Consider the following 23,940-nt stretch of genomic DNA (forward strand, 5'->3'; position numbering starts at 1 on the left):
AGTCTATGTTTTAAATTGTCGAAGACAAAGTCTTATTCAGTTACTTTATCTTCACTTGGTACGTAGCTTAACGCTTCCATATCGATTTCTTCTAATGCTTTACCTACACATTTATGAGAAACTGGTTTTTCTACAACACAGTTATTAGCAAGTTGCATTTCGCGCGCACGTTTTGCAGCCACTGTTACAAGTGTATATTTAGAATCGATTTTTGTTAATAATGAATCAATTGATGGATTTAACATAATTATAGACCCTCCGTCATTTCTTTATAATATTTTGCTACTCTTTCGCGGCGGCAATGTTCGCCAACCACAATTGCTTTAATTCTTTCACAAGCTAGTTCAACTTGGTCGTTTTCTACAACGTAGTCGTAAGCGTCCATCATATCAATTTCTTCTTTCGCTACCGTTAAACGATTTTCAATAACATCTTCAGTTTCTGTACCACGACCGACAATTCGGTTCTTTAGTTCAGATAAACTTGGAGGTGCTAAGAAAATAAATACACCTTCTGGGAAAGCTTTCTTAACTTGAATTGCTCCTTGCACTTCAATTTCTAAGAATACATCTTTTCCTTCTTGTAATGTTTTTTCAACATAGTCAATTGGTGTTCCGTAATAATTACCTACGAACTCAGCCCACTCAAGTAATTTTTCATTACGAATCATTTCCTCAAATTCTTCTCTCTCTTTAAAGAAATAATCCACACCATCCACTTCACCTTCACGTGGCTTACGTGTCGTTACTGAAATGGAGTACTGAAAACGTGTATCCTCATGACTAAACAGCTCTTTTCGAACCGTTCCTTTACCAACCCCAGAAGGTCCTGAAAGAACGATGAGCAATCCTCTTCTACTTCTCATAAATATGTAAAACCTACCCTTCCTCACTTAAATCTTCTTTATTATTCAAACGATGTGCAATCGTCTCTGGCTGAATTGGACTTAATACAACATGCCCATCATCCATAACAATAACCGCCCTTGTTTTTCTCCCATACGTAGCATCAAGCAAAGCATTGTGTTCGCGTGCTTCCTGTACTGTTCGTTTAATAGGAGCTGACTCCGGACTTACAATAGCAATAATTCGATGAGCAGATACAATATTTCCGTATCCAATATTTAAAAACCGCATGGCCATAGTTTGCGCCTCCTAGTAAGTCTATCCGATTTCTCCACCACGTATAACTTTATATATTTTTTGAAAGCTACTCAATATTTTGTACTTGTTCACGAATTTTTTCAAGGTTATTTTTCATTTCTACAACATATTTTGAAATTGTTAAGTCATTTGCCTTAGAACCAATCGTATTAATTTCTCTATGCATCTCTTGCACGATGAAATCCATTTTCCTTCCAACAGGCTCTTCAATCTGCAGTGTTTCACGGAATTGTTCTAAATGACTTTGCAAACGAACTAACTCTTCGTGAATATCACAACGCTCAGCAAAGATTGCAACTTCTGTTAGCAATCTTTGTTCATCTAGATCTTGATTATGTAATTCCTTTAAGCGATTTTCTAATCGTTCACGATATTTTTGTGTAACAATTGGTGCATGCGGAATAATAGCATTTACACAATTATGAATCTCTTGTAAGCGATACGCTATATCTTTATGTAATCGTTCTCCTTCGCCATCTCTCATCGTTTTTAACATATGAGCAGCTTGGCGAACAGCCTCATATAAACTGTTCTCAAATTGTTCATTTACGTTTTCTACCTCTTCAATCGCTGTTACTTCTGGCATTGCCATTAATTGCTCGAGTGTAATAGAATCTTGTAATTGAAATTTTCCTTTTATATCTTCCATAATTGATTGGTACTGCTCAAGAAGCGACCAATTCACACTTAATTTTCTTTCAACAAGCCCTTCACCCGCTATACTAATAGACACTTCAATACGTCCACGGCGAACTTGCTGTGCAATTATTTTACGAATTTTGTCTTCAAATACCGTCATTTGCTTCGGTAGTCGAATACTCATCTCTAGAAAACGGTGGTTCACCGATTTCATTTCTACTGTAATTTGAAAAGTATCACTCTCTACTTTCGACCTTCCAAATCCTGTCATACTACAAATCATTTTTTATCACATCCAAGCCATGAAATAACTCAATGAAAAAGGTAATAGAGACAAGGCTCTACTACCTTCTGTAAATTATATCACATTTTCATATCATTGACTATTTCAAGTTTAATCCCTTCTTATATAATATTGGCTTTTTCTTCCCCTTTTTCCCTGTTAATAAAGAGCCTACTAATAAGAAGGTCGGAATTGACGATAAACCTCCAATTAACAACCAATCTCTCGCTTGTATTGGCATCGTGCTAAAAATCGGTTGTAACGGTGGATAATATATAACGACTAGCATGAGTAGTAATGAAATGATAACCGCTCCTACTAAATACACATTTCCAAACGGATTGCGGTGGAAAACAGAATGCTCACTTCGGCAATCAAATACATGAATCAGCTGAGCAAGTACCAATGTTGCAAACGCTACAGTTTGTGCATATTTCAGTTCATTTGGATGTTGATTATACGCAATAATAAATGCTACTAACGTCACTGCTCCTATTAGAAAGCCACGGCTTATAATTTTCCAGGCAAGCCCTCTAGCAAATACCCCTTCTTTCGGATGACGCGGCGTTCTCTTCATCACGTCTCCCTCGGCCTTATCCAAACCTAACGCCATCGCCGGTAAACCGTCAGTAACTAAATTCACCCATAAAATTTGAATTGGAACCATCGGCAGCGGTAGTGCAAGTAACATGGCAAATAACATGACCAAAATTTCTCCAACGTTCGATGCTAATAAATAACGAATAAACTTACGTATGTTCTCGTATATATTTCTACCTTCTTTAATTGCTGATTTTATCGTAGCGAAATTATCGTCCAGCAATACGAGAGATGAAGCTTCTTTTGCAACATCTGTCCCTGTAATTCCCATCGCTATCCCAATATCCGCAGTTTTTATAGCCGGAGCATCGTTTACTCCATCACCTGTCATCGCCACTATATGCCCTTTATTTTGCAACGCCTTAACAATTTTTAATTTATGTTCTGGTGATACACGAGCAAATACATACGTATCTTCTACAACATTTTCTAATTCTTCTACATCCATAGTTGCGAGTTCTACCCCTTCAACAACGCGTCCACCTGGTGGTAAAATACTTAATTGTTCTGCAATCGCCATTGCAGTCACTTTATGATCACCTGTAATCATCACTGTTCGAATACCAGCTTCTCTGCACTCTTTTACTGCCTGCTCTACTTCTGGTCTTGGCGGATCAATCATTCCTTGTATTCCAACTAACATAAAATCTTTTTCAACGTCTCTTTCATGTTCAATTGAGTCTGTTACTTTTAAAGGCTTAAAAGCAACTGCAATTGTTCGAAGTGCTTGACTACCTAAGCTATGAATAGCCGCCTGTACTTCTTTTCTATACAACTCACTTAATGGTTGCTGCTTATCCCCCCATAAAATCGTTTGACTCATTTGCAGAAGGACATCTGGTGCTCCCTTCGTAACGACAAACTTTTTCCCCTCTCGATCTCGTACAATAACACTCATCATTTTTCGAGTTGAATCAAACGGAAATTCACGAATAATTTCAAATTTCCCTTTCAGCGCCTCACGCGTTATCCCCGCTTTCATTGCTGCAGCTACAAGCGCCCCCTCAGTTGGATCTCCATCTAATACATACGCCTTTTTCTTTTGAATAATATTTGCGTTATTACATAGCGAACCAAATGTAAGTAGTTGATAAAGTGATTTCGTCTTAGCTGGATTAATTTCTTTTTCACCTTTCATAAAAGAGCCATTAGGTTCATACCCTTGGCCTGTCACTTTCCACAATTCTCCACCTGACCACATATGTGTTACCATCATTTTGTTTTGCGTCATCGTTCCTGTTTTATCAGAGCATATGACAGAAGCACAGCCTAACGTTTCTACTGCTGGTAACTTCCTTACAATTGCTCTCTTTTTTATCATACGCTGTACACCAAGCGATAAAGCTACTGTAACGATTGCTGGTAACCCTTCTGGAATAGCAGCAACAGCTAGCGACACGCCAGCTAAAAACATATGATATACTTCATTCCCTTGATACACACCAGCTAACACGACAAGCGCTGTCAAAATAAGAGCCACAATAATTAATATTTTTCCAAGTTGCTCTAATCTTCTTTGCAATGGTGTTTCCATTTGCTCTGCATTTTGCAACATATTTGCAATTTGGCCCATCGCTGTATTCATACCCGTTGCTACAACGACTCCTGTTCCAGACCCTCGTGTAATCATCGTACCCATAAAAGCCATATTTTTTTGATCACCAATTGAAACATCTTGCCCTTGCAACGCTTCTACTTTCTTCTGCACTGGAACTGACTCTCCTGTTAAAGCTGATTCTTCAATATATAAACTCGACGCCTCAACAAGACGTACATCAGCTCCAATACGATCGCCACTAGAAAATTTAATAACATCACCTAAAACGAGTGCTTTAGACGGTGCCTTTACCCACTTTCCATTTCGCAGTACAGTTACTTGTGGGGCGGCTAGTTCTTTTAAAGCTTCCAAGGACTTTTCAGCTTTTCTTTCTTGAAAAAATCCGAGAATACCATTGATAATAACAATTGCCACAATCGCAATAGAATCAATGTATTCCCCTAAAAAAGCCGAAACGATTGTTGCACCAAACAAAACAAGCACCATAAAATCTTTGAATTGCGCCAAAAATACCATTAGTGCAGAAGGCCTTTTTGCTTCATCTAGTTCATTTGTACCAAATTTTTTTATTCGCCCTTCTGCTTCTTTCTCTGTAAGTCCAACCTTCACATTCGTATTCGTTCTTTCTTCCACTTCATGTGCACGCATTCCATACCAGTTCATCCTGCTATCGACCTCCTAATTCCAGACATACTCTATTGAAAGCTTATTCAGCCTCGTCCAAAAAAATGCTATAATTAACTTTTAGTTAGAAAGGAGTGTTCATTTATGGCATTCGATGGATTATTTACAAGAGCGATTACACATGAAATTGCAAATTCTCTTTACACGGGAAGAATTTCAAAAATATATCAACCTTCAAAATACGAGATTTTATTACATATTCGAGCAAACGGAAAAAATCAAAAACTGATTCTTTCCGCTCATCCGACATATGCACGTTTACACTTAACAAATCAAAATTATGATTCACCTGCACTTCCACCAATGTTCTGTATGCTTCTTCGTAAGCATTTAGAAGGTGGATTCATTGAAAAAATTGAACAAATTGATTTAGAGCGTATTATTCAAATTACCGTTCGTAGCAGAAATGAAATTGGTGATGAATCGCTAAAAACATTAGTAATTGAAATTATGGGACGACATAGTAACATCATTTTAGTAGACACAAAAACAAACAATATTTTAGATAGCTTAAAACACGTTTCCTTAGCAGTAAACCGACATCGAACTGTATACGCTGGAGCTGAATATATTGCACCACCAGCACAACATAAAATTAACCCACTTCAGATCGAAACAAATGATGAATTTATTAGACCGCTAGACTTTCTATCTGGAAACATGGATAAACAGCTAGTCGGAACCTTTACCGGAATATCACCGTTATTCGCAAAAGAAGTAGTGAAAAAAGCAGGTATGGTAAATGAAAAAGCATTAGCTGACGCATTTTTCTCCATACAAAAACCATTATTAACTCATACATATTCACCAACAATGACTACTTCAAATGGGAAAGAATTCTTTTATCTTTTCCCTCTTGCGCACTTAGCTGGAGAAGACAAGACATTCTCATCTGTTAGTGAATTGCTAGACCGTTTCTTTTTTGGAAAAGCAGAGCGTGACCGTGTAAAACAACAAGCTCATGATTTAGAGCGCTTTATGCAAAACGAAAAAAATAAAAATGAGAAAAAACTCATTAAACTAGAAAAAACATTACAAGATGCTGGAAAAGCAGATAAATATCAACTATTTGGAGAACTACTTACAGCCAATATGTACGCTTTGAAAAAAGGCGATAAAGATATTGAAGTCGTTAACTATTATGATGAAAATGGTGGAACTGTAAAGATCGCATTAGATCCTTTAAAAACGCCATCTGAAAATGCACAACGCTATTTCCAAAAGTACCAAAAAGCGAAAAATTCCGTTGTTGTTGTAGAAGAACAAATCGAAAAAACAAAGGAAGAAATTCTTTATTTTGATAGCTTACTTCAACAAATGGAAGCTGCTTCTTCAAAAGATATTGAAGAAATTCGTGAGGAATTAGCTGAAGAAGGTTATATGCGCAATCGTAAAACGAAAAACGGAAAGAAAAAGCCTACTAAACCAGTATTAGATAAATATGTAGCAAGTGATGGCACAGAGATTTTCGTCGGTAAAAACAATAAACAAAATGATTATTTAACAACGAAATTTGCCCGTCGTGATGAAATTTGGTTACATACGAAAGATATACCTGGTTCTCACGTTGTCATTCGTTCTTTAGAACCTGCTGAAGAAACTTTACTAGAAGCTGCCAAAATTGCTGCTTATTACAGTAAAGCAAAAGAGTCTAGTTCTGTACCTGTTGATTTCACAAAAATACGCCATGTGAAAAAACCGAGTGGTGCAAAACTTGGTTTTGTTACGTACGACAATCAGCAAACAGTTTATGTAACACCAGATGCTGATACTGTAATGAAATTAAAAGCGTAAATACAAAAATGCGTTGCTTATAAGCAACGCATTTTTTATATGTTGTCAATTTAGTTGCTATATCCATTCCATATTGTCAAAAAATTTGACAGTTTCATTTCACATTTGTATAAATTTTTTTACAACATGTAAATAACGTACAAGTGCAACTCCAATCAATATTTTTATCTCCCCTCCCCTAAAATATATGTTGCCCCTACCATACTTTCTTCAAATATACATCTTGGCACACTTTTTGCTTTATTCAATACTGTGAATAGGGGGAATAACATGACTTTAAAAATTAATAAAATCCAAAATCAACTACAAAACTACGAAATTGACGGATTGCTTATTACCAAAAAAGAAAACCGCCAATATGCAACTGGTTTTACAGGTAGCGCTGGCGTCGTCTTACTCTCTGCGGATAAAGCAGTTTTTATAACTGATTTTCGCTATGTTGATCAAGCGAAATCACAAATAAAAGATGCTGAAATTATTATGCATAAAGGAAATTTAGAGGAAGAAGTTGCAAATCAAGTATCAAAATTAAACATTCAAAAACTTGGAATTGAAGAAAATAATATGACATTGCAACAATATAAAAACTTACAAAAATATGTACATACAGAAATGGTTCAAGTGTGTGAAATCATTGAAAACATTCGTCTTATTAAAGACACTCATGAAATAGAAACAATGAAAATCGCAGCTAATATTGCGGACGAAGCATTTCACCACATCCTTACGTTTCTAAAACCAGGAATAAGTGAAAATGATGTACGAGATGAGTTAGAATTTTTCATGCGAAAAAAAGGGGCTACATCCTCTTCCTTCCAAATCATCGTAGCTTCTGGCGTCCGTTCTTCCCTTCCTCATGGAGTTGCATCCAATAAAATAATCGAACGAGGCGACGTCGTTACATTAGATTTCGGTGCACTTTACGACGGATATTGTTCCGATATAACACGTACTGTAGCAATTGGAGAACCATCAGAAGAATTCAAAAAAATATACAATGTTGTACGGGAAGCATTAAAACGCGGGACTGAAGCGATTAAACCTGGGGAAACTGCGAAAAGTATCGATGATATAACGAGAGATTACATTACTGAGCATGGATATGGCCAATATTTTGGACACTCTACTGGTCATGGTCTTGGGTTAGAAATACATGAACCTCTTCGCCTATCCCAAGAAAGTAAAGCTACTTTAGAAGAAGGTATGGTTGTTACCGTTGAACCTGGTATTTATATTCCGAACTGGGGCGGCTGTAGAATTGAAGATGATATCGTCATTACAAAAGACGGATATGAAGTGATTACAAAATCAACTCGGGAACTAATTGTTATTCCGTGTTGAAATCATAGCCTTTTTTAAAGGAGTTTTTCGTTGCACATAGAATTCATTCTCTGGAGTCATCGTTTAAAGAGGGGGAATTTTAATTGAACTTTGTAATTGATAAAATAGATGGTTTACAGCCTGAATTTTCAAAACTTGTTTCCATGATGGATTACGCTCGCTATACAACAATGCAAGCCGTGGAAGGTTTAACAATTGAAGAACTTGATTATTTATATGATGAGGAAGCAAACTCAATTGGCATGCTTTTGTACCATATGGCCGCTATTGAATTTTACTACCAGATTCATACTTTTGAAGACCGTGAACCAACGGAGGCTGAGTTAGAACGTTGGTTACCTGCTATTGAGTTAGGGGATCTTGGACGTGAGAAAATAAAAGGAAACTCTATAGAATTTTACATAAACACATTACAAGAAGTACGTTCGAAAACGATCGAGACTTTTCAATCGTTACCTGATGAATGGCTATTTAAAACGACAGACTTTTGGTATGACAAACCAGCAAATAACTACTTTAAGTGGTTTCACGTATTTGAAGATGAAATCAATCATCGCGGACAAATTCGCTTAGTTAAAAAGATGCAAAAAGCTCATTCAATAAAATGAGAAAATGCCACCTTATTTGGTGGCATTTTCTATTCGTTAGCGAATAGCTTTTCATTTACTTTTTTAACGACTAGCGCTACCACTATTAAAATGCATGTTAAATATAACAATTTCGCAAAAAATAACCATCCTTGAAACATTACAATTCCATCTATTATTTCATTTCCCTTCAGTAACAAAAATGGAATCGTGCTAATTATAATACCAAACTCGATGCTGAAAACAATTTTCTTTTTTCTGCTATATGATTTCCATTCGTTCCAGCGATACATAGGTGCAAAAATCAATACTCCTATACATAATATAACTGGTACCCATTCACTTTTAAAAAATTGCCCTGAAATAACTGATAATAGTAAACAAACGAGCACACCATAATAACCTATTTTCTCTCTCATTCGTACTCCCCCATTCTACTTCTCCTTTAATATGTAACTTGCTATGCTTATAACAATTCTTAGAAAAATAACTACTACAATTACAATATAAAGACTTTTTGCAGACGACATCCATTCTTGAAAAATAGACATTTTCTCCATTTGTTTCTGACCCTCTATTAAAATAACTCCTACGAATAATGAACAAACAACGATGATACCTATCATAATTCCAATACTTTTCTTGCTATATTGTTTCATATCATCCCAGTTATATAAAAGTATAAGTACAAACCCAAAAACAGGTATAATACTGATCCATTCATTGCTTGTAAACATATTTAAAATGATTAATAGACTACAAGAGAGGATAAAGCCCCAAAACCCAATTATTTTGCGCATAAGCCCTCCTTTAATTCCATTTTTAGGATTAATTGTATTGTAACATCCATTTTTTATCCTTACCATTGCAGTACATGAAATTTTACTTTTTTTCTGTTTCTTATACTCACATACTTTCCCTACTTTCATACAATAAACTACACGATTGCCTAAGGATGTGAATGTTATGGGAGTTGAATTAACGCTATTACACGCTCTCTATGTTATTTGTTTACTCACTATTATTATCTTTTTTATTTTCCGAAAGGATACGACGATTATTTGTATCGTTTTCATCTTTTTATTAGCATTAACTGCTACAAGTTCTATCCCTCTTGCCGTTAGCGGCATTTTTCAAAGTTTTATTTACGCTATTACTGAGCTATTACCAACTATATTAATCATTTCCATTATCGTATCCATGAGCAATTTACTCGTTCATACCGGCATAAATGATACGATGATTTCACCATTTACAAAGATGATTCGTACCCCTACCCTCGCCTACTGGATTATCGGCCTTTTAATGATGACAATTTCTTTCTTCTTTTGGCCTTCTCCAGCTGTTGCCTTAATGGGAGCGATTTTATTACCGGTTGCTGTACGTGTCGGTCTTCCGCCAATTGGAGTGGCAATTGCTATGAACTTATTCGGTCATGGGATTGCTTTATCCGGCGATTTCGTTATACAAGGTGCACCAAAATTAACTGCAGACGCTGCTGGTCTTCCTGTTTCTAGCGTTGTTTCTGCAAGTGTTCCACTCGTTATCGTTATGGGGGTTGTGACAACTTCTGTCGCTTTTTTCTTCTTACGAAAAGAGTTTCATACAAGACCATCGTTACAAGACTCTGTTTCATCAACGGAACCATCTAAAACTACTATTTTATTATCCCCTCACATAAAGAAATGGCTCGCTATATGTATCCCTATCGTATATATCATTGATATCCTTTGCATGATTCAATTTAAACTACAAGGAAGCGATGCAACTGCACTTATCGGCGGGACGACTGTTATTATGATTATCATCATTTCTCTCATCGCCTATAAAGGCAATGGACTGAATAAAACGACCGATTATTTTATAGAAGGTCTCCAATTTGGATTTAAAATTTTCGGACCAGTTATTCCAATCGCTGCACTCTTTTATTTAGGGGATAGCGGCTTTGTGAAAATTATCGGGGACTATTTACCGAAAGGTTCGCACGGAATCATTAACGACTTAGGAATCGCTTTGTCTCAAACAGTTCCTTTAAATCAATATGTATCGGCGGGAACATTAACTATCGTTGGTGTCATAACAGGTTTAGATGGATCTGGCTTTTCTGGTATATCACTTGCTGGTTCCATTGCCAATCTTTTCGGAACAGCACTTGGGCATGGCACAGCTACATTAACAGCACTCGGGCAAATTGCTGCCATATGGACCGGAGGCGGGACGTTAATTCCTTGGGCACTTATTCCTGCCGCTGCAATTTGTAAAGTGGATCCATTTGAACTTGCACGCCGAAACTTTTTACCGGTTGTTATCGGTTTACTTGTCACCACGATCGTTGCGATGTTTCTTCTATAGCGTAAGCAAGTTTTCTCTTGCTTACGTATTTTATTGTGAAATCCAGCATTTATTACTGACTTTCAAAAGGGATTATATACATGTTAGCGAAGTTATATTAAGAGAGTATTTTTTTAAAACGTTTACGAGAAACAGATTACTTCCATTCGAAAAGGGGACATAACTATGAATGAATTGATTTTCGTCTTATTAATTTGTCCGTTACTTATCTTTATCGTTTCTGTTGTTGGAACCCGCAAGACGAAAACGTATTACGTCATGCCGATTGTAACGTTTGCTAGTTTTTTAATAATAGGTGTTATCGCCTTTACTCCAAAATTCTTCTTTTGGGTTGGCATGTACAGTATCTTTTCATTTATTATTTCTTATATGACGCTATTGTTTGTAAGAGGATATGAGGTTGCGGAAAACGCTAAATAGTTATTAGCAAGGAGATTATCATATGATTTTCTTTGATATTGATGGAACTTTACTTGATTATGAGGCTGCTGAACGAAACGGTATTATAGATTTCTTTCAAGTATATAGTACTATTTTTTCAGGTAATGAATTAGAGGCGACAGAAGTCTGGCATGAATTATCAGAAGCATATTTCAACAAATTTTTATCCAAGGAATTATCTTTTCAAGAACAACAAAGGATGCGAATGTATCATTTATTTAAAACATATGGAGTAAACTTATCACCCGAAGAATCTCAGCACAAATTCAATCAATATATAAAACTATATAAGAACAACTGGACGGCGTTTGAAGATGTACACTATACATTACACGCCTTGCAGCAAGAAGGGCACACATTAGGTATCATTAGCAATGGTGACTATGAGCAACAAGTCGAAAAGTTAACTACTCTAAACATTCTACAATATTTTAAATATATATTTACTTCTAGTGAACTTGGCATATCAAAACCAAACCCTGAAATTTTTCAAAGAACTGTATTACAATCGAATTTTGAAATGAAAGATTGCTATTATATTGGTGATCGATTAAAGACAGATGCAATTAGTAGTACAGCAGCTGGAATGCAAGGGATATGGTTAAATCGGGATAACTCGCAACTCAAGTACAATATTCCTACTATATGCTCTTTACATGAAGTTTTAACAGTGATATAAAAAGACGACCGCGTTCCCCCGCAGTCGTCTTTTTTCGTGTTACGCTGTGATCCAAGCTTCGTTAGCTGGATTTTTGCGCCACTCTTGTAATTTTTTCGTTTCAGCTTGTCCGATCATACCTTTTTCTGCTGCTACTTCAGTTAATGCACTGTAGTCGCTTAAAGAGTATGATGCTACGTTAGCTGCTTCTAGTTTTTCTTTTCCTGCTTCTAGCTCGTATGTGAAGATTGATACGATTCCTAATACTTCACAGCCAGCTTCGCGAAGTGCTTCTACACATGTAATTGCACTACCGCCAGTTGAAATTAGGTCCTCTACTACTACTACCTTTTGACCTTTTTCAGCTTTTCCTTCAATTTGGTTCCCTTTACCGTGACCTTTTGCTTTACTACGTACGTAGCACATTGGTAAATCCATACGATCGCTTACCCATGCAGCATGCGCAATACCAGCAGTTGCTGTTCCTGCAATAACTTCTACAGTTGGGAAGTGCTCTTTAATTAACTCTTCTAATCCAGCTGCAATCGCTTGACGTACTTTTGGATAAGATAAAGTTAAACGGTTATCACAATAAATTGGTGATTTCATACCTGAAGACCAAGTGAATGGATCATTCGGTTGTAAAAATACTGCTCCAATTTCTAATAAATGCGATGCGATTTCTTTTTTCATACTGTTACACCTTCCCACTGTTTTTTTACTGTTTTATACGTTTCAAGCGGATTTTCTGCTTTTGTAATACTACGTCCAACTACGATATAGCTTGAGCCAAGTTCCCTCGCACGTTTCGGTGTTGCTACGCGCACCTGGTCATTTACATCATCGCTCGCAAGACGAATCCCCGGTGTTACTGTTACAAATTCATTTCCGCATACTTCACGTAATTTTGGAACTTCAAGTGTTGAACAAACAACGCCATCAAGTCCACTTTCTTTCGTTAGTTTTGCATAATGAGCAACCGCTTCTTCTAACGTTTTCTCAATGCCGATCTCTTTTTTCATCATAGCTTCCGAAGTGCTTGTTAGTTGTGTAACTGCAATACAAATCGGTCTCTCTTTTCCTTCTTGCTTACCTTCCTCTAATCCCTCAATCGCAGCTTTCATCATACTGCTTCCCCCAGCAGCATGAACATTTACCATATCAACATCTAGACTAGCTAGGCTACGCATAGCGCTTTTTACTGTATTCGGAATATCATGAAGTTTTAAATCTAGAAAAATCTTATGTCCTTTTTCTTTTAAGTACGTAATAATCGCAGGGCCTTCTTTGTAAAATAACTCCATACCAACTTTGACAAATAACTCTTCCCCTTCAAAGTGGCGCAAGAATTGTTCTACATCTTGTTTCCCTGGAAAATCTAATGCAACGATTAACGACTGTGACATGTTTGCTTCCAGCTCCTTCCTTGGCATTCCGAAATGTGATCAAATCCTAATTCATCTAGTAACGCTGGTAACTCTTCAATAATTGTCGGACATACGAACGGATCGATAAAGTTCGCTGTACCTACTGCAACTGCGCTTGCGCCAGCGTAGAAGAATTCGATTACATCTTCCGCTGTTTCAATACCACCCATTCCGATAATTGGAATGTTAACCGCTTGGCTTACTTCATGTACCATACGAATTGCTACTGGCTTAATCGCAGGACCTGATAATCCACCTGTACGGTTTGCTAAAATTGGTTTAGCTGTTTTTAAATCTAGACGCATACCAAGCAATGTATTAATCATCGTTAAACCATCGGCACCTGCATTTTCAATCGCTTTTGCGATTTCTACAATGTTTGCCACGTTCGGTGACAACTTCACGTATACAGGTACTTCAGAAACCTCTTTTACTCGCTTCGTTAAATCAGCAGCAATTTCAGGATTTGTACCAAAGGCGATACCACCTGTTTTTACGTTCGGACAAGAAATATTTAATTCTAGTGCATGGACATTAGGCGCTTTAGAAATTTCCTTTGCAACCGCTACGTAATCCTCAGCTTGTGAACCTGCAACGTTTGCAATGATTGGAAGGTCAAATTGTTCTAACCATGGTAATTCAGAATTCATTACTTTTTCTAATCCTGGGTTTTGAAGTCCGATTGCATTTAACATGCCACCCGGTGTTTCAGCAACACGAGGCGTCGGATTTCCATAGCGTGGTTGTTCTGTCGTCGCTTTAATCATGATTGATCCTAGTACACTTAAATCGTAAAACTGTGCATATTCACGACCAAATCCAAAGCATCCAGATGCCGGTATAATTGGATTTTTTAATGATAATCCTGGTAATTCAACTTGCAATCTGTTCATAGTACAACCTCCCCGATTGGAAATACTGGTCCGTCGCTACACACCTTCTTGTAAGAATGTCCACTTGGATCTTCTTGTAAGTGGCATACACATGCGAAACAAGCTCCAATACCACAGCCCATACGTTCTTCTAATGAAATATAGGCTTTTTTCTCTTTGTAACGTCCTTCTAATGCACGAAGCATCGCTAACGGACCACATGAATAAAGAATATCAAAGTCAATTCCATAATGATCAATTACATCTGTGACAAATCCTTTTGTACCGTGTGTACCGTCTACTGTCGCAACGTACGTATCACCAAGCTCTGCAAATTTTTCTTCATAGAAAACGACATCTTTCGTTTGGAAACCTAAGATGTGAATCACACGTACACCTTTTGCAACGAGGCGCTGTGATAGTTCATAAAGTGGTGGTACACCAATCCCCCCGCCTACTAGTAAAGCTGTTTGACCAGCTTCTGCTTCTTCTACAGGAAAACCGTGTCCTAATGGTCCTAATACATCTACCATTTCACCTTGTTTTCTAGTTGCTAATGTTTTTGTCCCTTGTCCTTCCGCACGATATAGCATTGTAAATTCGTTCTTCTCTTGATCTACATTACAAATACTAATTGGGCGGCGCAGAAGGGGCGCAATGCCCTCTGCTACCTTAATGTGTACAAACTGCCCTGGTTCGTTCATTTGCTGTACTAAAGTTCCTTGAAGCACTAATTCGTAAATGTTCTTTGCGATTTCTTTTTGATTAACGACGATCATATTTTGCTTTTGCATCATGCATGTACCACCTCGTGACGCTTTGTTTGCGTAATTTCTTTCATTGAATGAGCTGAGAATGTCATAGATTCTAATACTCGTAAGATTGCTCTCGTTGTATCAAGTGATGTTAAGCAAGCTACACCATTTTCTACTGATTCACGGCGAATGCGGAAACCATCACGCGCTGGTTGTTTGCCTTTTGTTAATGTATTGATTACAAACTGTGCTTTTCCTTGGCGGATAATATCTAGTAAGTTGTAGTCCTCAGAATCAATTTTGTTTACAACTTGTACTGGGATATTTTGCTCTGTTAACGATTTTGCTGTTCCAGCTGTTGCTAATAAGTTATAGCCGATTTCATGGAAACGTTTTGCAATTTCCATCGCCTCTTCTTTATCTTTATCCGCTACAGTAATGATTACTGATCCGTGCGTTGGGATGTTAATTCCAGAAGCAACTAACCCTTTGTATAATGCTTTTTCAAGCGTTAAATCTTTACCCATTACTTCCCCTGTTGATTTCATTTCAGGTCCTAATGTTGTATCCACTGAGCGTAGTTTCGCGAATGAGAATACCGGAGCTTTTACATATACTTCTTTCTCTTCTGGGTGATAGCCCGTTCCGTATCCTTGCTCTACTAGGTCTTGCCCTAGAATAACTTTCGTTGCAACGTTTGCCATTGGTACACCTGTAATTTTACTTAAGAATGGTACTGTACGGCTCGCACGTGGATTTACTTCAATTACGTACACTTGATCTTCGAATACTACAAACTGGATATTTAGTAATCCAACAATGTTTAATCCTTTTCCAAGTGCAATTGTATGTTCAATAATTTGTTCTTTTAATTTTTCAGATAAGCTTTGTGGTGGATATACTCCAATTGAGTCACCAGAGTGAACTCCAGCGCGTTCAATATGTTCCATAATACCTGGAATGAATACATTCTCACCGTCTGAAATTGCATCTACTTCAATTTCTTTACCAACCATGTAACGGTCGATTAATACTGGGTGATCTGCGTGAACTTTAACTGCATTTTTCATGTAGTGCAGTAGTTCTTCTTGACGATATACGATTTCCATCGCACGTCCACCTAGTACGTAAGATGGTCTTACTAATACTGGGTAACCAATTTCTTCTGCGATTGCTACCGCTTGTTCTACAGTCGTTGCTGTTTTACCAACTGGTTGTGGGATACCAAGTTTTGTTAAAGCAGCTTCGAATTTATCTCGATCTTCTGCACGGTCTAAGTCTTCAAGTGATGTTCCTAAAATCTTCACACCATGTTCTTCTAATTTTGCCGCTAAGTTAATCGCCGTTTGTCCACCGAACTGAACGATAACACCTTCTGGTTTTTCTAAATCGATGATGTGCATTACATCTTCAATCGTTAATGGTTCAAAGTATAATTTGTCAGAAATACTGAAGTCTGTTGAAACAGTTTCTGGGTTATTGTTAATGATAATCGCTTCATATCCAGCTTCTTTAATTGCCCATACTGAGTGAACTGTTGCATAGTCAAACTCAACACCTTGACCAATGCGGATCGGACCAGATCCTAGAACTACTACACTCTTACGATCTGTTACAATTGATTCGTTTTCCTCAGCGTATGTGCTGTAGTAATACGGTGTTGCAGATTCAAATTCTGCCGCACAAGTATCTACCATTTTGAATACTGGCTTCATATTATTTTCTTTACGCATATCGTAAATTTCGCGCTCCGTTTTGTTCCAAGCTGCTGCGATGTAGTGATCGCTGAAGCCCATTTCTTTTGCGGTTTGTAGTACTTCCATATTTCCTACATTCGCTTTTACTTCGCGTTCCATATTTACGATGTTTTCAACTTTTTGTAAGAAGAAGAAGTCCATTTCACACCATTCGTTAATTTCTTCTTTCGTTACACCTTGACGAATTGCTTCTGCTACGATAAACAGTCGCTCATCATCTGCTTTAATAATGCGTTTTTTCATTGTTTCTTTATCAAGTTCTTTTAAGTGGTCTAATTCTAAGTGATAAATGCCAAGCTCTAAAGAACGAACCGCTTTTAATAATGACTCTTCTAAGTTACGTCCAATTGACATAACCTCACCAGTTGCTTTCATTTGCGTTCCAAGTGTTCTGTTCGCTGATTCAAACTTATCAAATGGCCAGCGTGGAATTTTTGAAACAACATAGTCTAATGCTGGCTCGAAGCAAGCGTAAGTTTTTTGTGTTACTGGGTTTACGATTTCATCTAATGTTAAGCCGACTGCAATTTTCGCTGCTAATTTCGCAATTGGATATCCAGTTGCTTTAGATGCTAATGCAGATGAACGACTTACACGTGGGTTTACTTCGATTACATAGTATTGGAAGCTATATGGATCTAGTGCAAGCTGAACGTTACATCCACCTTCAATTCCTAGTGCACGAATAATTCGTAATGAAGTGTTACGTAACATTTGGTATTCACGGTCGCTTAACGTTTGGCTCGGTGCTACAACGATAGAATCACCTGTATGAACACCAACTGGATCAATGTTTTCCATGTTACATACTACAATCGCATTATCATTTGAATCACGCATTACTTCATATTCAATTTCTTTACAACCAGCAATACTTTTCTCTAATAAACATTGTGTTACTGGGCTATGTTTTAAACCACTTGTTACGATTTCAATTAACTCTTCTTCGTTATGGCAAATTCCGCCGCCCGTTCCGCCTAATGTGAATGCTGGACGAACGATTACTGGATAACCAATTTCGTTTACAAAGCTATATGCTTCATCAAGGTTATGAATGATTTCGCTTGGTGGTGTTGGTTCATTTAAATCTTGCATTAATGTACGGAACAAATCACGATCTTCCGCTTGCTCGATTGCCGATAATTTTGTTCCTAAAATTTCAACTCCGCACTCTTCAAGTACGCCTGATTTTGCAAGTTCAACAGCCATGTTTAAACCTGTTTGACCACCTAATGTTGGTAAGATTGCATCTGGACGTTCTTTACGAATGATTCGGCTTACGAATTCTAATGTTAAAGGCTCAATGTATACTTTATCTGCTGTTGCAGTATCGGTCATAATTGTTGCTGGGTTAGAGTTAACAAGGATTACTTTGTAACCTTCCTCTTTAAGAGATTGACAAGCTTGTGTACCAGAGTAGTCAAACTCCGCTGCTTGCCCAATTACAATTGGTCCCGATCCGATTACTAAAATTGTGTTAATGTCTAGGCGTTTTGGCATAACTCTTCCCCTTCTTTCTTGAAGTTTTCAATCATTGTTAAGAAATCTTCGAATAAATCATTTGCATCTTCTGGTCCTGCTGAAGCTTCTGGATGGTATTGTACTGTAAATGCAGGGAACTTCTTATGACGAAGGCCTTCTACTGTTCCATCATTTAAAGCAACATGTGTAATTTCAAGTTCTGTATTTTCAACTGATTCTTCTTCTACTGCGTAACCATGGTTTTGAGATGTAATTGCTACTTTTCCAGTTGCAAGATTTTTTACTGGATGGTTTAACCCACGGTGGCCGAATTTTAACTTACTTGTATTCGCCCCAGATGCTAGAGCGAACAATTGATGCCCTAGGCAAATTCCGAATAAAGGAACTTTACCGATAATGTCTTTTAACATTTCAATTGCTTCTGGTACATCTTTTGGATCCCCAGGTCCGTTACTTAGCATAATCCCATCTGGGCTAAGGCGTAAAATTTCTTCAGCTGTTGTGTTGTAAGGAACTACAATCACATCGCAATCACGTTTATTTAATTCTCTTAAAATACCATGTTTCATACCGAAGTCTACTAGTACAACGCGATGTCCGCGGCCTGGGCTTGGGTATGGATCTTTCGTTGATACGCGTTTCACATGATCTGTAAATACTGTCGCTTTTAATTGACTCACGATGTATTCTACATCTGCATCCATATTACAAAGGCGTCCGCGTAATGTACCGTATTGACGAATTTTTCTCGTTAATTTTCTCGTATCAATCCCTGCTAATCCTGGGATGTTTCTTTCTTTTAAGTAGTCATTTAACGAAATTTCATTACGGAAGTTTGATGGGTGATCACAAATTTCGTTTACGATTAAACCATTTACAGATGGGTGAATCGATTCAAAATCGTCACGGTTGATGCCGTAGTTTCCGATTAATGGGTACGTGAATGTTACAATTTGACCGCAATATGATGGATCAGATAATGTTTCTTGATATCCAGTCATTCCTGTTGTAAATACAACCTCACCTGACTTTTCGATTTCTCCTCCGAAACCTGTTCCAATTAATACTGTTCCATCTTCTAAGATAAGTTGTCTTTTCATACTAATGCACTCTCCTTTTGCCATGCGATCTTACCACCAACGATTGTCATTACCGGCCATCCTTGGCATTTCCAACCTGCGAATGGTGTATTTTTTCCTTTTGATAAGAATGTTGTTGGGTCAATCTCTTCTTCTTGTTCTAAATCAATAATTGTAATATCAGCTGTTCTACCTTCTTTCAGGCGACCTGCTTCTAAGCCGAATGTATCAGCTGGCTTTTCTGTTAAGAATTGAATTAATTGTTCTAATGTAATAATTCCTTTTTTCACAAGGTTTGTGTATAAAAGCGGGAATGCTGTTTCAAAACCAGTAATTCCGAATGGTGCTCTTTCAATTCCTTGTGCTTTCTCTTCTGCTGTATGCGGTGCATGATCAGTTGCAATCATATCGATTGTTCCATCTAATAAACCTTCAATTAATGCTGCATGATCTTCTTTTCCACGAAGCGGTGGGTTCATTTTAAAGTTAGGATCAGCTGATGGGATATCATCTTCACATAACACTAAGTGATGAGGTGTTACTTCTGCTGTTACTTTAATTCCAGCGCGCTTTGCATCACGGATTACACGTACAGAGCCTTTCGTACTTACGTGACATACGTGATAGTGACAATCTGCCGCTTCAGCAAGCAATATATCCCTTGCAATATGTACAGATTCACATACTGATGGGATACCGTTTAATCCGTGTTTCTCAGAAAACTTCCCTTCATGTACACAACCTTTATTAATAAGAGTATTCTCTTCACAGTGCGCAACTACTGCCATATTTAATTTCGCTGCACGTTTCATAGCAGCTAACATCATGCTAGCATCTTGTACGCCTACACCGTCATCAGTGAAAGCAAATGCTCCAAGTTCTTTTAACGTTTCGAAATCTGTCATTTCAGAACCCGCTTGACGTACTGTAATTGCTCCATATGGTAATACGTTAACATGCGCTTTTTCTTTAATACGATTTTGTAAGTCTTCCATATGTTCTCTACAATCTGGTACTGGACGTGTATTTGGCATTGCACAAATTGTAGTGAATCCACCTTTTGCCGCTGCTAGTGTACCTGTTTCAATTGTTTCTTTATGTTCACCACCTGGTTCACGAAGGTGTACATGTACATCTACTAATCCAGGTGCGATTAACTTTCCGTTCACATCGATTACTTCAGCATTATCTGCCGTAATATTTTCTGCTACCTTAGCGATTTTACCGTCTTGTACGAGAAGATCTGTTGCTACGATTTTTCCTTCTTCATTCATATAACGACCATTTTTAAACAAGTAATTCATGTTTCATTCCTCCTAATACATTTGGTAAGGCGCGTTTTAGTACAGCCATTCTTACGTAAACTCCATTTTCCATTTGTTTAAATATGCGTGAACGCTCACACTCTACAAGTTCACTTGCAATTTCAACATCTCGGTTTACAGGAGCTGGATGCATAATAATGCTTCCTTCTTTCATACGCTGTTCTCTTTCCACTGTTAATCCGTGTTTCTCATGATACTCTTTCATAATGTCTGTTTCATAATGATCATGACGCTCATGTTGTACACGAAGTAACATCATTACATCCACTTCTGGAACAAGCTCATCTAATGGTTTGTATGTTCCAAATGTGTTGTCTTCATCTTTCCACTCTTCTGGACTTGCGAAGTAAATTGTTGCACCCAGTTTCGTTAATGCTTCTGCATTCGAACGTGCTACTCGGCTATGACGAACATCTCCTACTATCGCAATCTTCAATCCTTCAAATCTTCCAAACTCTTGTTTAATTGTAAGAAGGTCGAGTAAGCACTGCGTTGGGTGGTTTCCACATCCATCTCCAGCGTTTAAGATTGGAATATTCACCTGATCTTTTAGTTCATCGAAGTAGCGATCTTGCTCGTGGCGGATGACCACTGCTTTTGTTCCGATTGATTCTAGTGTTCTTATCGTATCGTATAATGTTTCTCCTTTTTGTACGCTAGATGCATCAGCTGAAAAGTTTAAAACATCAAGTCCTAATCTCTTCTCAGCAACTTCAAAGCTAAATCTTGTTCTCGTACTATTCTCAAAGAACAAGTTTGCAACAAAAGTTTGCTCTGTCGTTTTGCTTTCTTTCCCATTCGCAAAATCTTCTGCGTCTTTTAGGATTTCTGAAATTTCTACTTCCGATAATTCACTCATCGTTAACAAATGGCTCATCGTCATCCCTCATCTTTCTGATTTTTATGTTACCACTTTTGTATTTTTATAACAACCTTTGCATAAAAATACCCTAGTCATGTGAGACTAGGGTGCAAGAAAGAAGCCACCCTTTCCAGTCTCACAGGACTGAATTAAAAGGTTATTATTATGAAGCAATCTGCTTAGATTGTTTTATTTGTTTCGTTTCCGGTAGTAGTAAATTTAGCAGTACACCTACAATTGCTGCTAGTGCCATTCCTTCTACTTGGAATGATTCTCCTACGTGAAGTACCGCTCCACCAATACCGATTACTAGTATTACTGATGCAATCATTAAGTTTCGTTTGTCACTTAAATCTGTTTTATCGTCTACCATCATACGTAATCCGCTTGATGCGATTACACCGAATAGTAAGATGGATACACCACCCATAACTGGTGTTGGTATCGAATGAATCAGTGCAGAAATCTTACCGATAAATCCGAACATGATTGCGAATACAGCTGAACCGATGAATAAGTATACACTGTACGCTCTTGTAATTGCTAGCACACCGATGTTTTCACCATACGTTGTATTCGGTGGTCCACCAATTAGTGATGCGATTAATGTTGCTACTCCATCACCGAAGATTGAACGGTGTAAACCAGGTTTTTCAATTAAATCTCTTTTAATAACATTTCCTAGTACAATTTGGTGTCCGATATGTTCTGAAATTGTTACTAGTGCAACTGGTACCATCAAGAGTACGATCTTCCATGAAAACTCTGGTGTGTATGTTACAAATGGTACTGTGAAATCTGGTACAACAAACCATTTTGCCTCAGCTACCGGCTTTAAGTCTACTAGCCCTTGGAAGTAAGCGAAGATATATCCGCCGATAATGCCAAGTAACACTGGTATGATACTGAAAAATCCTCTTCCGAATATTGAGCATATAATTGTAATTGCTAATGTTACTAATGCTACTGAAAAGTGTGTAAAGCTATATTTGCCATCCGCACCATTCATCGCCATGTTAACTGCTGTATGTGCTAAAGCTAGACCGATTACCATTACTACTGGACCAACTACGATTGGTGGTAGTAATTTCATAATCCACTTTGATCCTGATTTCTTAATTCCGATTGAGATTAAGATATACACAAGCCCTGCTAGCAAACCACCAAGCATTGCTGCTCCCGGTCCACCTGCCGTTTTTGCTGTTATAATCGGTGCGATAAAGGCGAATGATGATCCTAGATAGGCAGGTACTTGACCTTTCGTTATAAGAAGAAACGCTAACGTTCCTAATCCACTTGATATTAATGCTACTGACGGATTCAATCCTGTTAAAAACGGAACAAGCACTGTTGATCCAAACATCGCGAACAAATGTTGTATACTTAAAAATAACCATTTTCCCGGTTTCGGTACTTCATTAACGTCTAACACTGGCTTTTGTTCCATTGTTACATCCTCCTTCAGTTTAAAACTTTGCAATAAAAAAACTCTTTGTGCCTGTGCACAAAGAGTCCTACACTTTCGTATGCCAAATTTGACATATGAAAGCCAAGACCCTTTGGCAGCCTCACAGGACTACATTTAAAAGGGCTTTACTTATCGTATATGCTTACTCGATCTTGTTGATCTGTCTCTTGCAAATCAACTTCGATACGCTCTTCACTTGATGTTGGAATGTTCTTTCCTACATAATCAGCGCGAATTGGTAGTTCACGATGACCTCTATCAACAAGAACCGCCAATTGGATTTGTGATGGTCTACCTAAATCCATCAGAGCATCCATTGCTGCTCGAACTGTTCTGCCTGTATATAATACATCATCTACAAGAATAACTTTTTTCTTCGTAATATCTACAGGGATATCAGAACCTTTTACAAGTGGTTCTTTATTTTTCGATTGTAGCGTTAAATCATCACGATACAACGTAATGTCTAGCTCTCCAACTTCTATTTCTTTTCCTTCAATTTGACCAATTCGTTCTGCCAAACGTTGTGCAATAAAAATTCCACGAGTTTTAATTCCGACAAGAACACAATTATCGACACCTTTATTTCGTTCCACGATTTCATGACTAATTCGTGTTAAAGCGCGGCGAATCATTTGGTCATCTAAAACGACAGCTTTCTCTTGCATGCTCTACACCTCCAAGCTTTTTTCTTGCGTGAGAGTAATGGTATAAAAAAAGTCCTCTCAGCGTGTGCGAGAGGACTTTTGAAAAAGGGTATAGCATACCCTATGCATTTCAAACCGTTACCTTCTCAACCTCACGGGGCTGTGT

23 protein-coding genes are annotated in these 23,940 nt (G+C 37.6%); 6 read left to right on the forward strand and 17 right to left on the reverse strand.

Going from position 1 to position 23,940, the window contains the following annotated elements; genetic code table 11:
- Positions 1 to 32: 32 nt before the first annotated feature.
- From rpoZ to MR070_RS00715, 5 genes are all read right to left on the reverse strand, one after another.
- Positions 33 to 245 carry a DNA-directed RNA polymerase subunit omega gene (gene rpoZ / locus MR070_RS00695; protein WP_000933970.1) on the reverse strand — a complete coding sequence of 71 codons (213 nt, stop codon included), beginning with the start codon at positions 243 to 245 and terminating at the stop codon, positions 33 to 35.
- A gap of 2 nt (positions 246 to 247) precedes the next feature.
- Positions 248 to 865 (reverse strand): guanylate kinase, encoded by a 618-nt coding sequence (gene gmk, locus MR070_RS00700; RefSeq protein ID WP_001257738.1) that lies wholly within the window; start codon positions 863 to 865, stop codon positions 248 to 250.
- 13 nt (positions 866 to 878) lie between these two features.
- Positions 879 to 1,142: an extracellular matrix/biofilm regulator RemA gene (gene remA / locus MR070_RS00705; RefSeq protein ID WP_001251456.1), complete on the reverse strand. Its 264-nt coding sequence runs from the start codon at positions 1,140 to 1,142 to the stop codon at positions 879 to 881.
- 67 nt (positions 1,143 to 1,209) lie between these two features.
- Entirely contained in the window at positions 1,210 to 2,085 is an 876-nt protein-coding gene (locus MR070_RS00710; RefSeq protein ID WP_000564125.1) for a YicC/YloC family endoribonuclease, read from the reverse strand.
- Between the two features lie 100 nt (positions 2,086 to 2,185).
- On the reverse strand, positions 2,186 to 4,906 hold the full coding sequence (locus MR070_RS00715; RefSeq protein ID WP_044791564.1) for a calcium-translocating P-type ATPase, SERCA-type: 2,721 nt from the start codon (positions 4,904 to 4,906) through the stop codon (positions 2,186 to 2,188).
- Positions 4,907 to 5,011: 105 nt separating this feature from the next.
- On the opposite strand from MR070_RS00715, the gene MR070_RS00720 reads away from it, so the two are divergent.
- The 3 genes from MR070_RS00720 to MR070_RS00730 all read left to right on the forward strand — a co-directional run bounded on the left by MR070_RS00720 (position 5,012) and on the right by MR070_RS00730 (position 8,670).
- Positions 5,012 to 6,721 carry an Rqc2 family fibronectin-binding protein gene (locus MR070_RS00720; protein ID WP_000863254.1) on the forward strand — a complete coding sequence of 570 codons (1,710 nt, stop codon included), beginning with the start codon at positions 5,012 to 5,014 and terminating at the stop codon, positions 6,719 to 6,721.
- A 270-nt stretch (positions 6,722 to 6,991) separates the two neighbouring features.
- The gene (locus tag MR070_RS00725) at positions 6,992 to 8,062 is read left to right on the forward strand and encodes a M24 family metallopeptidase (RefSeq protein ID WP_000172815.1); all 1,071 of its coding nucleotides are present in this window, start codon (positions 6,992 to 6,994) and stop codon (positions 8,060 to 8,062) included.
- An 83-nt stretch (positions 8,063 to 8,145) separates the two neighbouring features.
- Entirely contained in the window at positions 8,146 to 8,670 is a 525-nt protein-coding gene (locus MR070_RS00730) for a DinB family protein (RefSeq protein WP_001012034.1), read from the forward strand.
- A gap of 29 nt (positions 8,671 to 8,699) precedes the next feature.
- Here the strand turns inward: MR070_RS00730 and MR070_RS00735 are convergent, their stop codons facing one another.
- Complete coding sequence (locus MR070_RS00735; RefSeq protein WP_001208254.1) at positions 8,700 to 9,068, reverse strand: YoqO family protein; 369 nt, start codon at positions 9,066 to 9,068, stop codon at positions 8,700 to 8,702.
- 15 nt (positions 9,069 to 9,083) lie between these two features.
- Positions 9,084 to 9,449: a YoqO family protein gene (locus tag MR070_RS00740; protein ID WP_001226109.1), complete on the reverse strand. Its 366-nt coding sequence runs from the start codon at positions 9,447 to 9,449 to the stop codon at positions 9,084 to 9,086.
- A 166-nt stretch (positions 9,450 to 9,615) separates the two neighbouring features.
- On the opposite strand from MR070_RS00740, the gene MR070_RS00745 reads away from it, so the two are divergent.
- The 3 genes from MR070_RS00745 (at position 9,616) to MR070_RS00755 (ending at position 12,121) form a co-directional block, all read left to right on the forward strand.
- Positions 9,616 to 11,001, forward strand: a complete 1,386-nt coding sequence (locus tag MR070_RS00745; RefSeq protein WP_000537895.1) for a hypothetical protein — start codon at positions 9,616 to 9,618, stop codon at positions 10,999 to 11,001.
- A gap of 165 nt (positions 11,002 to 11,166) precedes the next feature.
- The gene (locus MR070_RS00750) at positions 11,167 to 11,421 is read left to right on the forward strand and encodes a YbeF family protein (protein WP_001003945.1); all 255 of its coding nucleotides are present in this window, start codon (positions 11,167 to 11,169) and stop codon (positions 11,419 to 11,421) included.
- Between the two features lie 22 nt (positions 11,422 to 11,443).
- Complete coding sequence (locus MR070_RS00755) at positions 11,444 to 12,121, forward strand: HAD family hydrolase (protein WP_242260376.1); 678 nt, start codon at positions 11,444 to 11,446, stop codon at positions 12,119 to 12,121.
- A gap of 39 nt (positions 12,122 to 12,160) precedes the next feature.
- Here the strand turns inward: MR070_RS00755 and pyrE are convergent, their stop codons facing one another.
- The 10 genes from pyrE to pyrR form a co-directional block, all read right to left on the reverse strand.
- Positions 12,161 to 12,793: an orotate phosphoribosyltransferase gene (gene pyrE / locus MR070_RS00760; RefSeq protein ID WP_000711449.1), complete on the reverse strand. Its 633-nt coding sequence runs from the start codon at positions 12,791 to 12,793 to the stop codon at positions 12,161 to 12,163.
- Positions 12,790 to 13,506, reverse strand: coding sequence for an orotidine-5'-phosphate decarboxylase (gene pyrF / locus MR070_RS00765; RefSeq protein WP_242260378.1), 717 nt, complete (start codon positions 13,504 to 13,506; stop codon positions 12,790 to 12,792). Before pyrF ends, pyrE begins: the two co-directional genes overlap by 4 nt.
- Positions 13,491 to 14,420: a dihydroorotate oxidase B catalytic subunit gene (gene pyrD, locus MR070_RS00770; RefSeq protein ID WP_001081057.1), complete on the reverse strand. Its 930-nt coding sequence runs from the start codon at positions 14,418 to 14,420 to the stop codon at positions 13,491 to 13,493. The genes pyrF and pyrD overlap by 16 nt, the downstream gene beginning before the upstream one ends.
- Complete coding sequence (gene pyrK, locus MR070_RS00775) at positions 14,417 to 15,196, reverse strand: dihydroorotate oxidase B electron transfer subunit (RefSeq protein WP_000983358.1); 780 nt, start codon at positions 15,194 to 15,196, stop codon at positions 14,417 to 14,419. The genes pyrD and pyrK overlap by 4 nt, the downstream gene beginning before the upstream one ends.
- The gene (carB, locus tag MR070_RS00780) at positions 15,193 to 18,411 is read right to left on the reverse strand and encodes a carbamoyl-phosphate synthase large subunit (protein ID WP_242260380.1); all 3,219 of its coding nucleotides are present in this window, start codon (positions 18,409 to 18,411) and stop codon (positions 15,193 to 15,195) included. The genes pyrK and carB overlap by 4 nt, the downstream gene beginning before the upstream one ends.
- Positions 18,396 to 19,493, reverse strand: a complete 1,098-nt coding sequence (locus MR070_RS00785) for a carbamoyl phosphate synthase small subunit (RefSeq protein WP_000828682.1) — start codon at positions 19,491 to 19,493, stop codon at positions 18,396 to 18,398. Before MR070_RS00785 ends, carB begins: the two co-directional genes overlap by 16 nt.
- Entirely contained in the window at positions 19,490 to 20,776 is a 1,287-nt protein-coding gene (gene pyrC / locus MR070_RS00790; protein ID WP_001108374.1) for a dihydroorotase, read from the reverse strand. The genes MR070_RS00785 and pyrC overlap by 4 nt, the downstream gene beginning before the upstream one ends.
- Complete coding sequence (gene pyrB / locus MR070_RS00795; protein WP_000018853.1) at positions 20,760 to 21,674, reverse strand: aspartate carbamoyltransferase; 915 nt, start codon at positions 21,672 to 21,674, stop codon at positions 20,760 to 20,762. The genes pyrC and pyrB overlap by 17 nt, the downstream gene beginning before the upstream one ends.
- Positions 21,675 to 21,822: 148 nt before the next feature.
- Positions 21,823 to 23,106 (reverse strand): uracil permease, encoded by a 1,284-nt coding sequence (gene uraA, locus MR070_RS00800; RefSeq protein WP_000435920.1) that lies wholly within the window; start codon positions 23,104 to 23,106, stop codon positions 21,823 to 21,825.
- 146 nt (positions 23,107 to 23,252) lie between these two features.
- Positions 23,253 to 23,795, reverse strand: a complete 543-nt coding sequence (gene pyrR, locus MR070_RS00805) for a bifunctional pyrimidine operon transcriptional regulator/uracil phosphoribosyltransferase (protein WP_001156487.1) — start codon at positions 23,793 to 23,795, stop codon at positions 23,253 to 23,255.
- Positions 23,796 to 23,940 lie beyond the last annotated feature (145 nt).

Origin of the sequence: Bacillus cereus group sp. BfR-BA-01453, assembly GCF_022662915.1 — a bacterium.
GTDB classification, from domain to species: domain Bacteria; phylum Bacillota; class Bacilli; order Bacillales; family Bacillaceae_G; genus Bacillus_A; species Bacillus_A paranthracis.

Bases quoted from the DNA above. Each gene is read 5' to 3' on its own strand.
- rpoZ (WP_000933970.1), bottom strand. From the start codon at position 245: ATGTTAAATCCATCAATTGATTCATTATTAACAAAAATCGATTCTAAA.
- gmk (WP_001257738.1), bottom strand. From the start codon at position 865: ATGAGAAGTAGAAGAGGATTGCTCATCGTTCTTTCAGGACCTTCTGGG.
- remA (WP_001251456.1), bottom strand. From the start codon at position 1,142: ATGGCCATGCGGTTTTTAAATATTGGATACGGAAATATTGTATCTGCT.
- MR070_RS00710 (WP_000564125.1), bottom strand. From the start codon at position 2,085: ATGATTTGTAGTATGACAGGATTTGGAAGGTCGAAAGTAGAGAGTGAT.
- MR070_RS00715 (WP_044791564.1), bottom strand. From the start codon at position 4,906: ATGAACTGGTATGGAATGCGTGCACATGAAGTGGAAGAAAGAACGAAT.
- MR070_RS00720 (WP_000863254.1), top strand. From the start codon at position 5,012: ATGGCATTCGATGGATTATTTACAAGAGCGATTACACATGAAATTGCA.
- MR070_RS00725 (WP_000172815.1), top strand. From the start codon at position 6,992: ATGACTTTAAAAATTAATAAAATCCAAAATCAACTACAAAACTACGAA.
- MR070_RS00735 (WP_001208254.1), bottom strand. From the start codon at position 9,068: ATGAGAGAGAAAATAGGTTATTATGGTGTGCTCGTTTGTTTACTATTA.
- MR070_RS00740 (WP_001226109.1), bottom strand. From the start codon at position 9,449: ATGCGCAAAATAATTGGGTTTTGGGGCTTTATCCTCTCTTGTAGTCTA.
- MR070_RS00745 (WP_000537895.1), top strand. From the start codon at position 9,616: ATGGGAGTTGAATTAACGCTATTACACGCTCTCTATGTTATTTGTTTA.
- MR070_RS00750 (WP_001003945.1), top strand. From the start codon at position 11,167: ATGAATGAATTGATTTTCGTCTTATTAATTTGTCCGTTACTTATCTTT.
- MR070_RS00755 (WP_242260376.1), top strand. From the start codon at position 11,444: ATGATTTTCTTTGATATTGATGGAACTTTACTTGATTATGAGGCTGCT.
- pyrE (WP_000711449.1), bottom strand. From the start codon at position 12,793: ATGAAAAAAGAAATCGCATCGCATTTATTAGAAATTGGAGCAGTATTT.
- pyrF (WP_242260378.1), bottom strand. From the start codon at position 13,506: ATGTCACAGTCGTTAATCGTTGCATTAGATTTTCCAGGGAAACAAGAT.
- pyrD (WP_001081057.1), bottom strand. From the start codon at position 14,420: ATGAACAGATTGCAAGTTGAATTACCAGGATTATCATTAAAAAATCCA.
- pyrK (WP_000983358.1), bottom strand. From the start codon at position 15,196: ATGATGCAAAAGCAAAATATGATCGTCGTTAATCAAAAAGAAATCGCA.
- carB (WP_242260380.1), bottom strand. From the start codon at position 18,411: ATGCCAAAACGCCTAGACATTAACACAATTTTAGTAATCGGATCGGGA.
- MR070_RS00785 (WP_000828682.1), bottom strand. From the start codon at position 19,493: ATGAAAAGACAACTTATCTTAGAAGATGGAACAGTATTAATTGGAACA.
- pyrC (WP_001108374.1), bottom strand. From the start codon at position 20,776: ATGAATTACTTGTTTAAAAATGGTCGTTATATGAATGAAGAAGGAAAA.
- pyrB (WP_000018853.1), bottom strand. From the start codon at position 21,674: ATGAGCCATTTGTTAACGATGAGTGAATTATCGGAAGTAGAAATTTCA.
- uraA (WP_000435920.1), bottom strand. From the start codon at position 23,106: ATGGAACAAAAGCCAGTGTTAGACGTTAATGAAGTACCGAAACCGGGA.
- pyrR (WP_001156487.1), bottom strand. From the start codon at position 23,795: ATGCAAGAGAAAGCTGTCGTTTTAGATGACCAAATGATTCGCCGCGCT.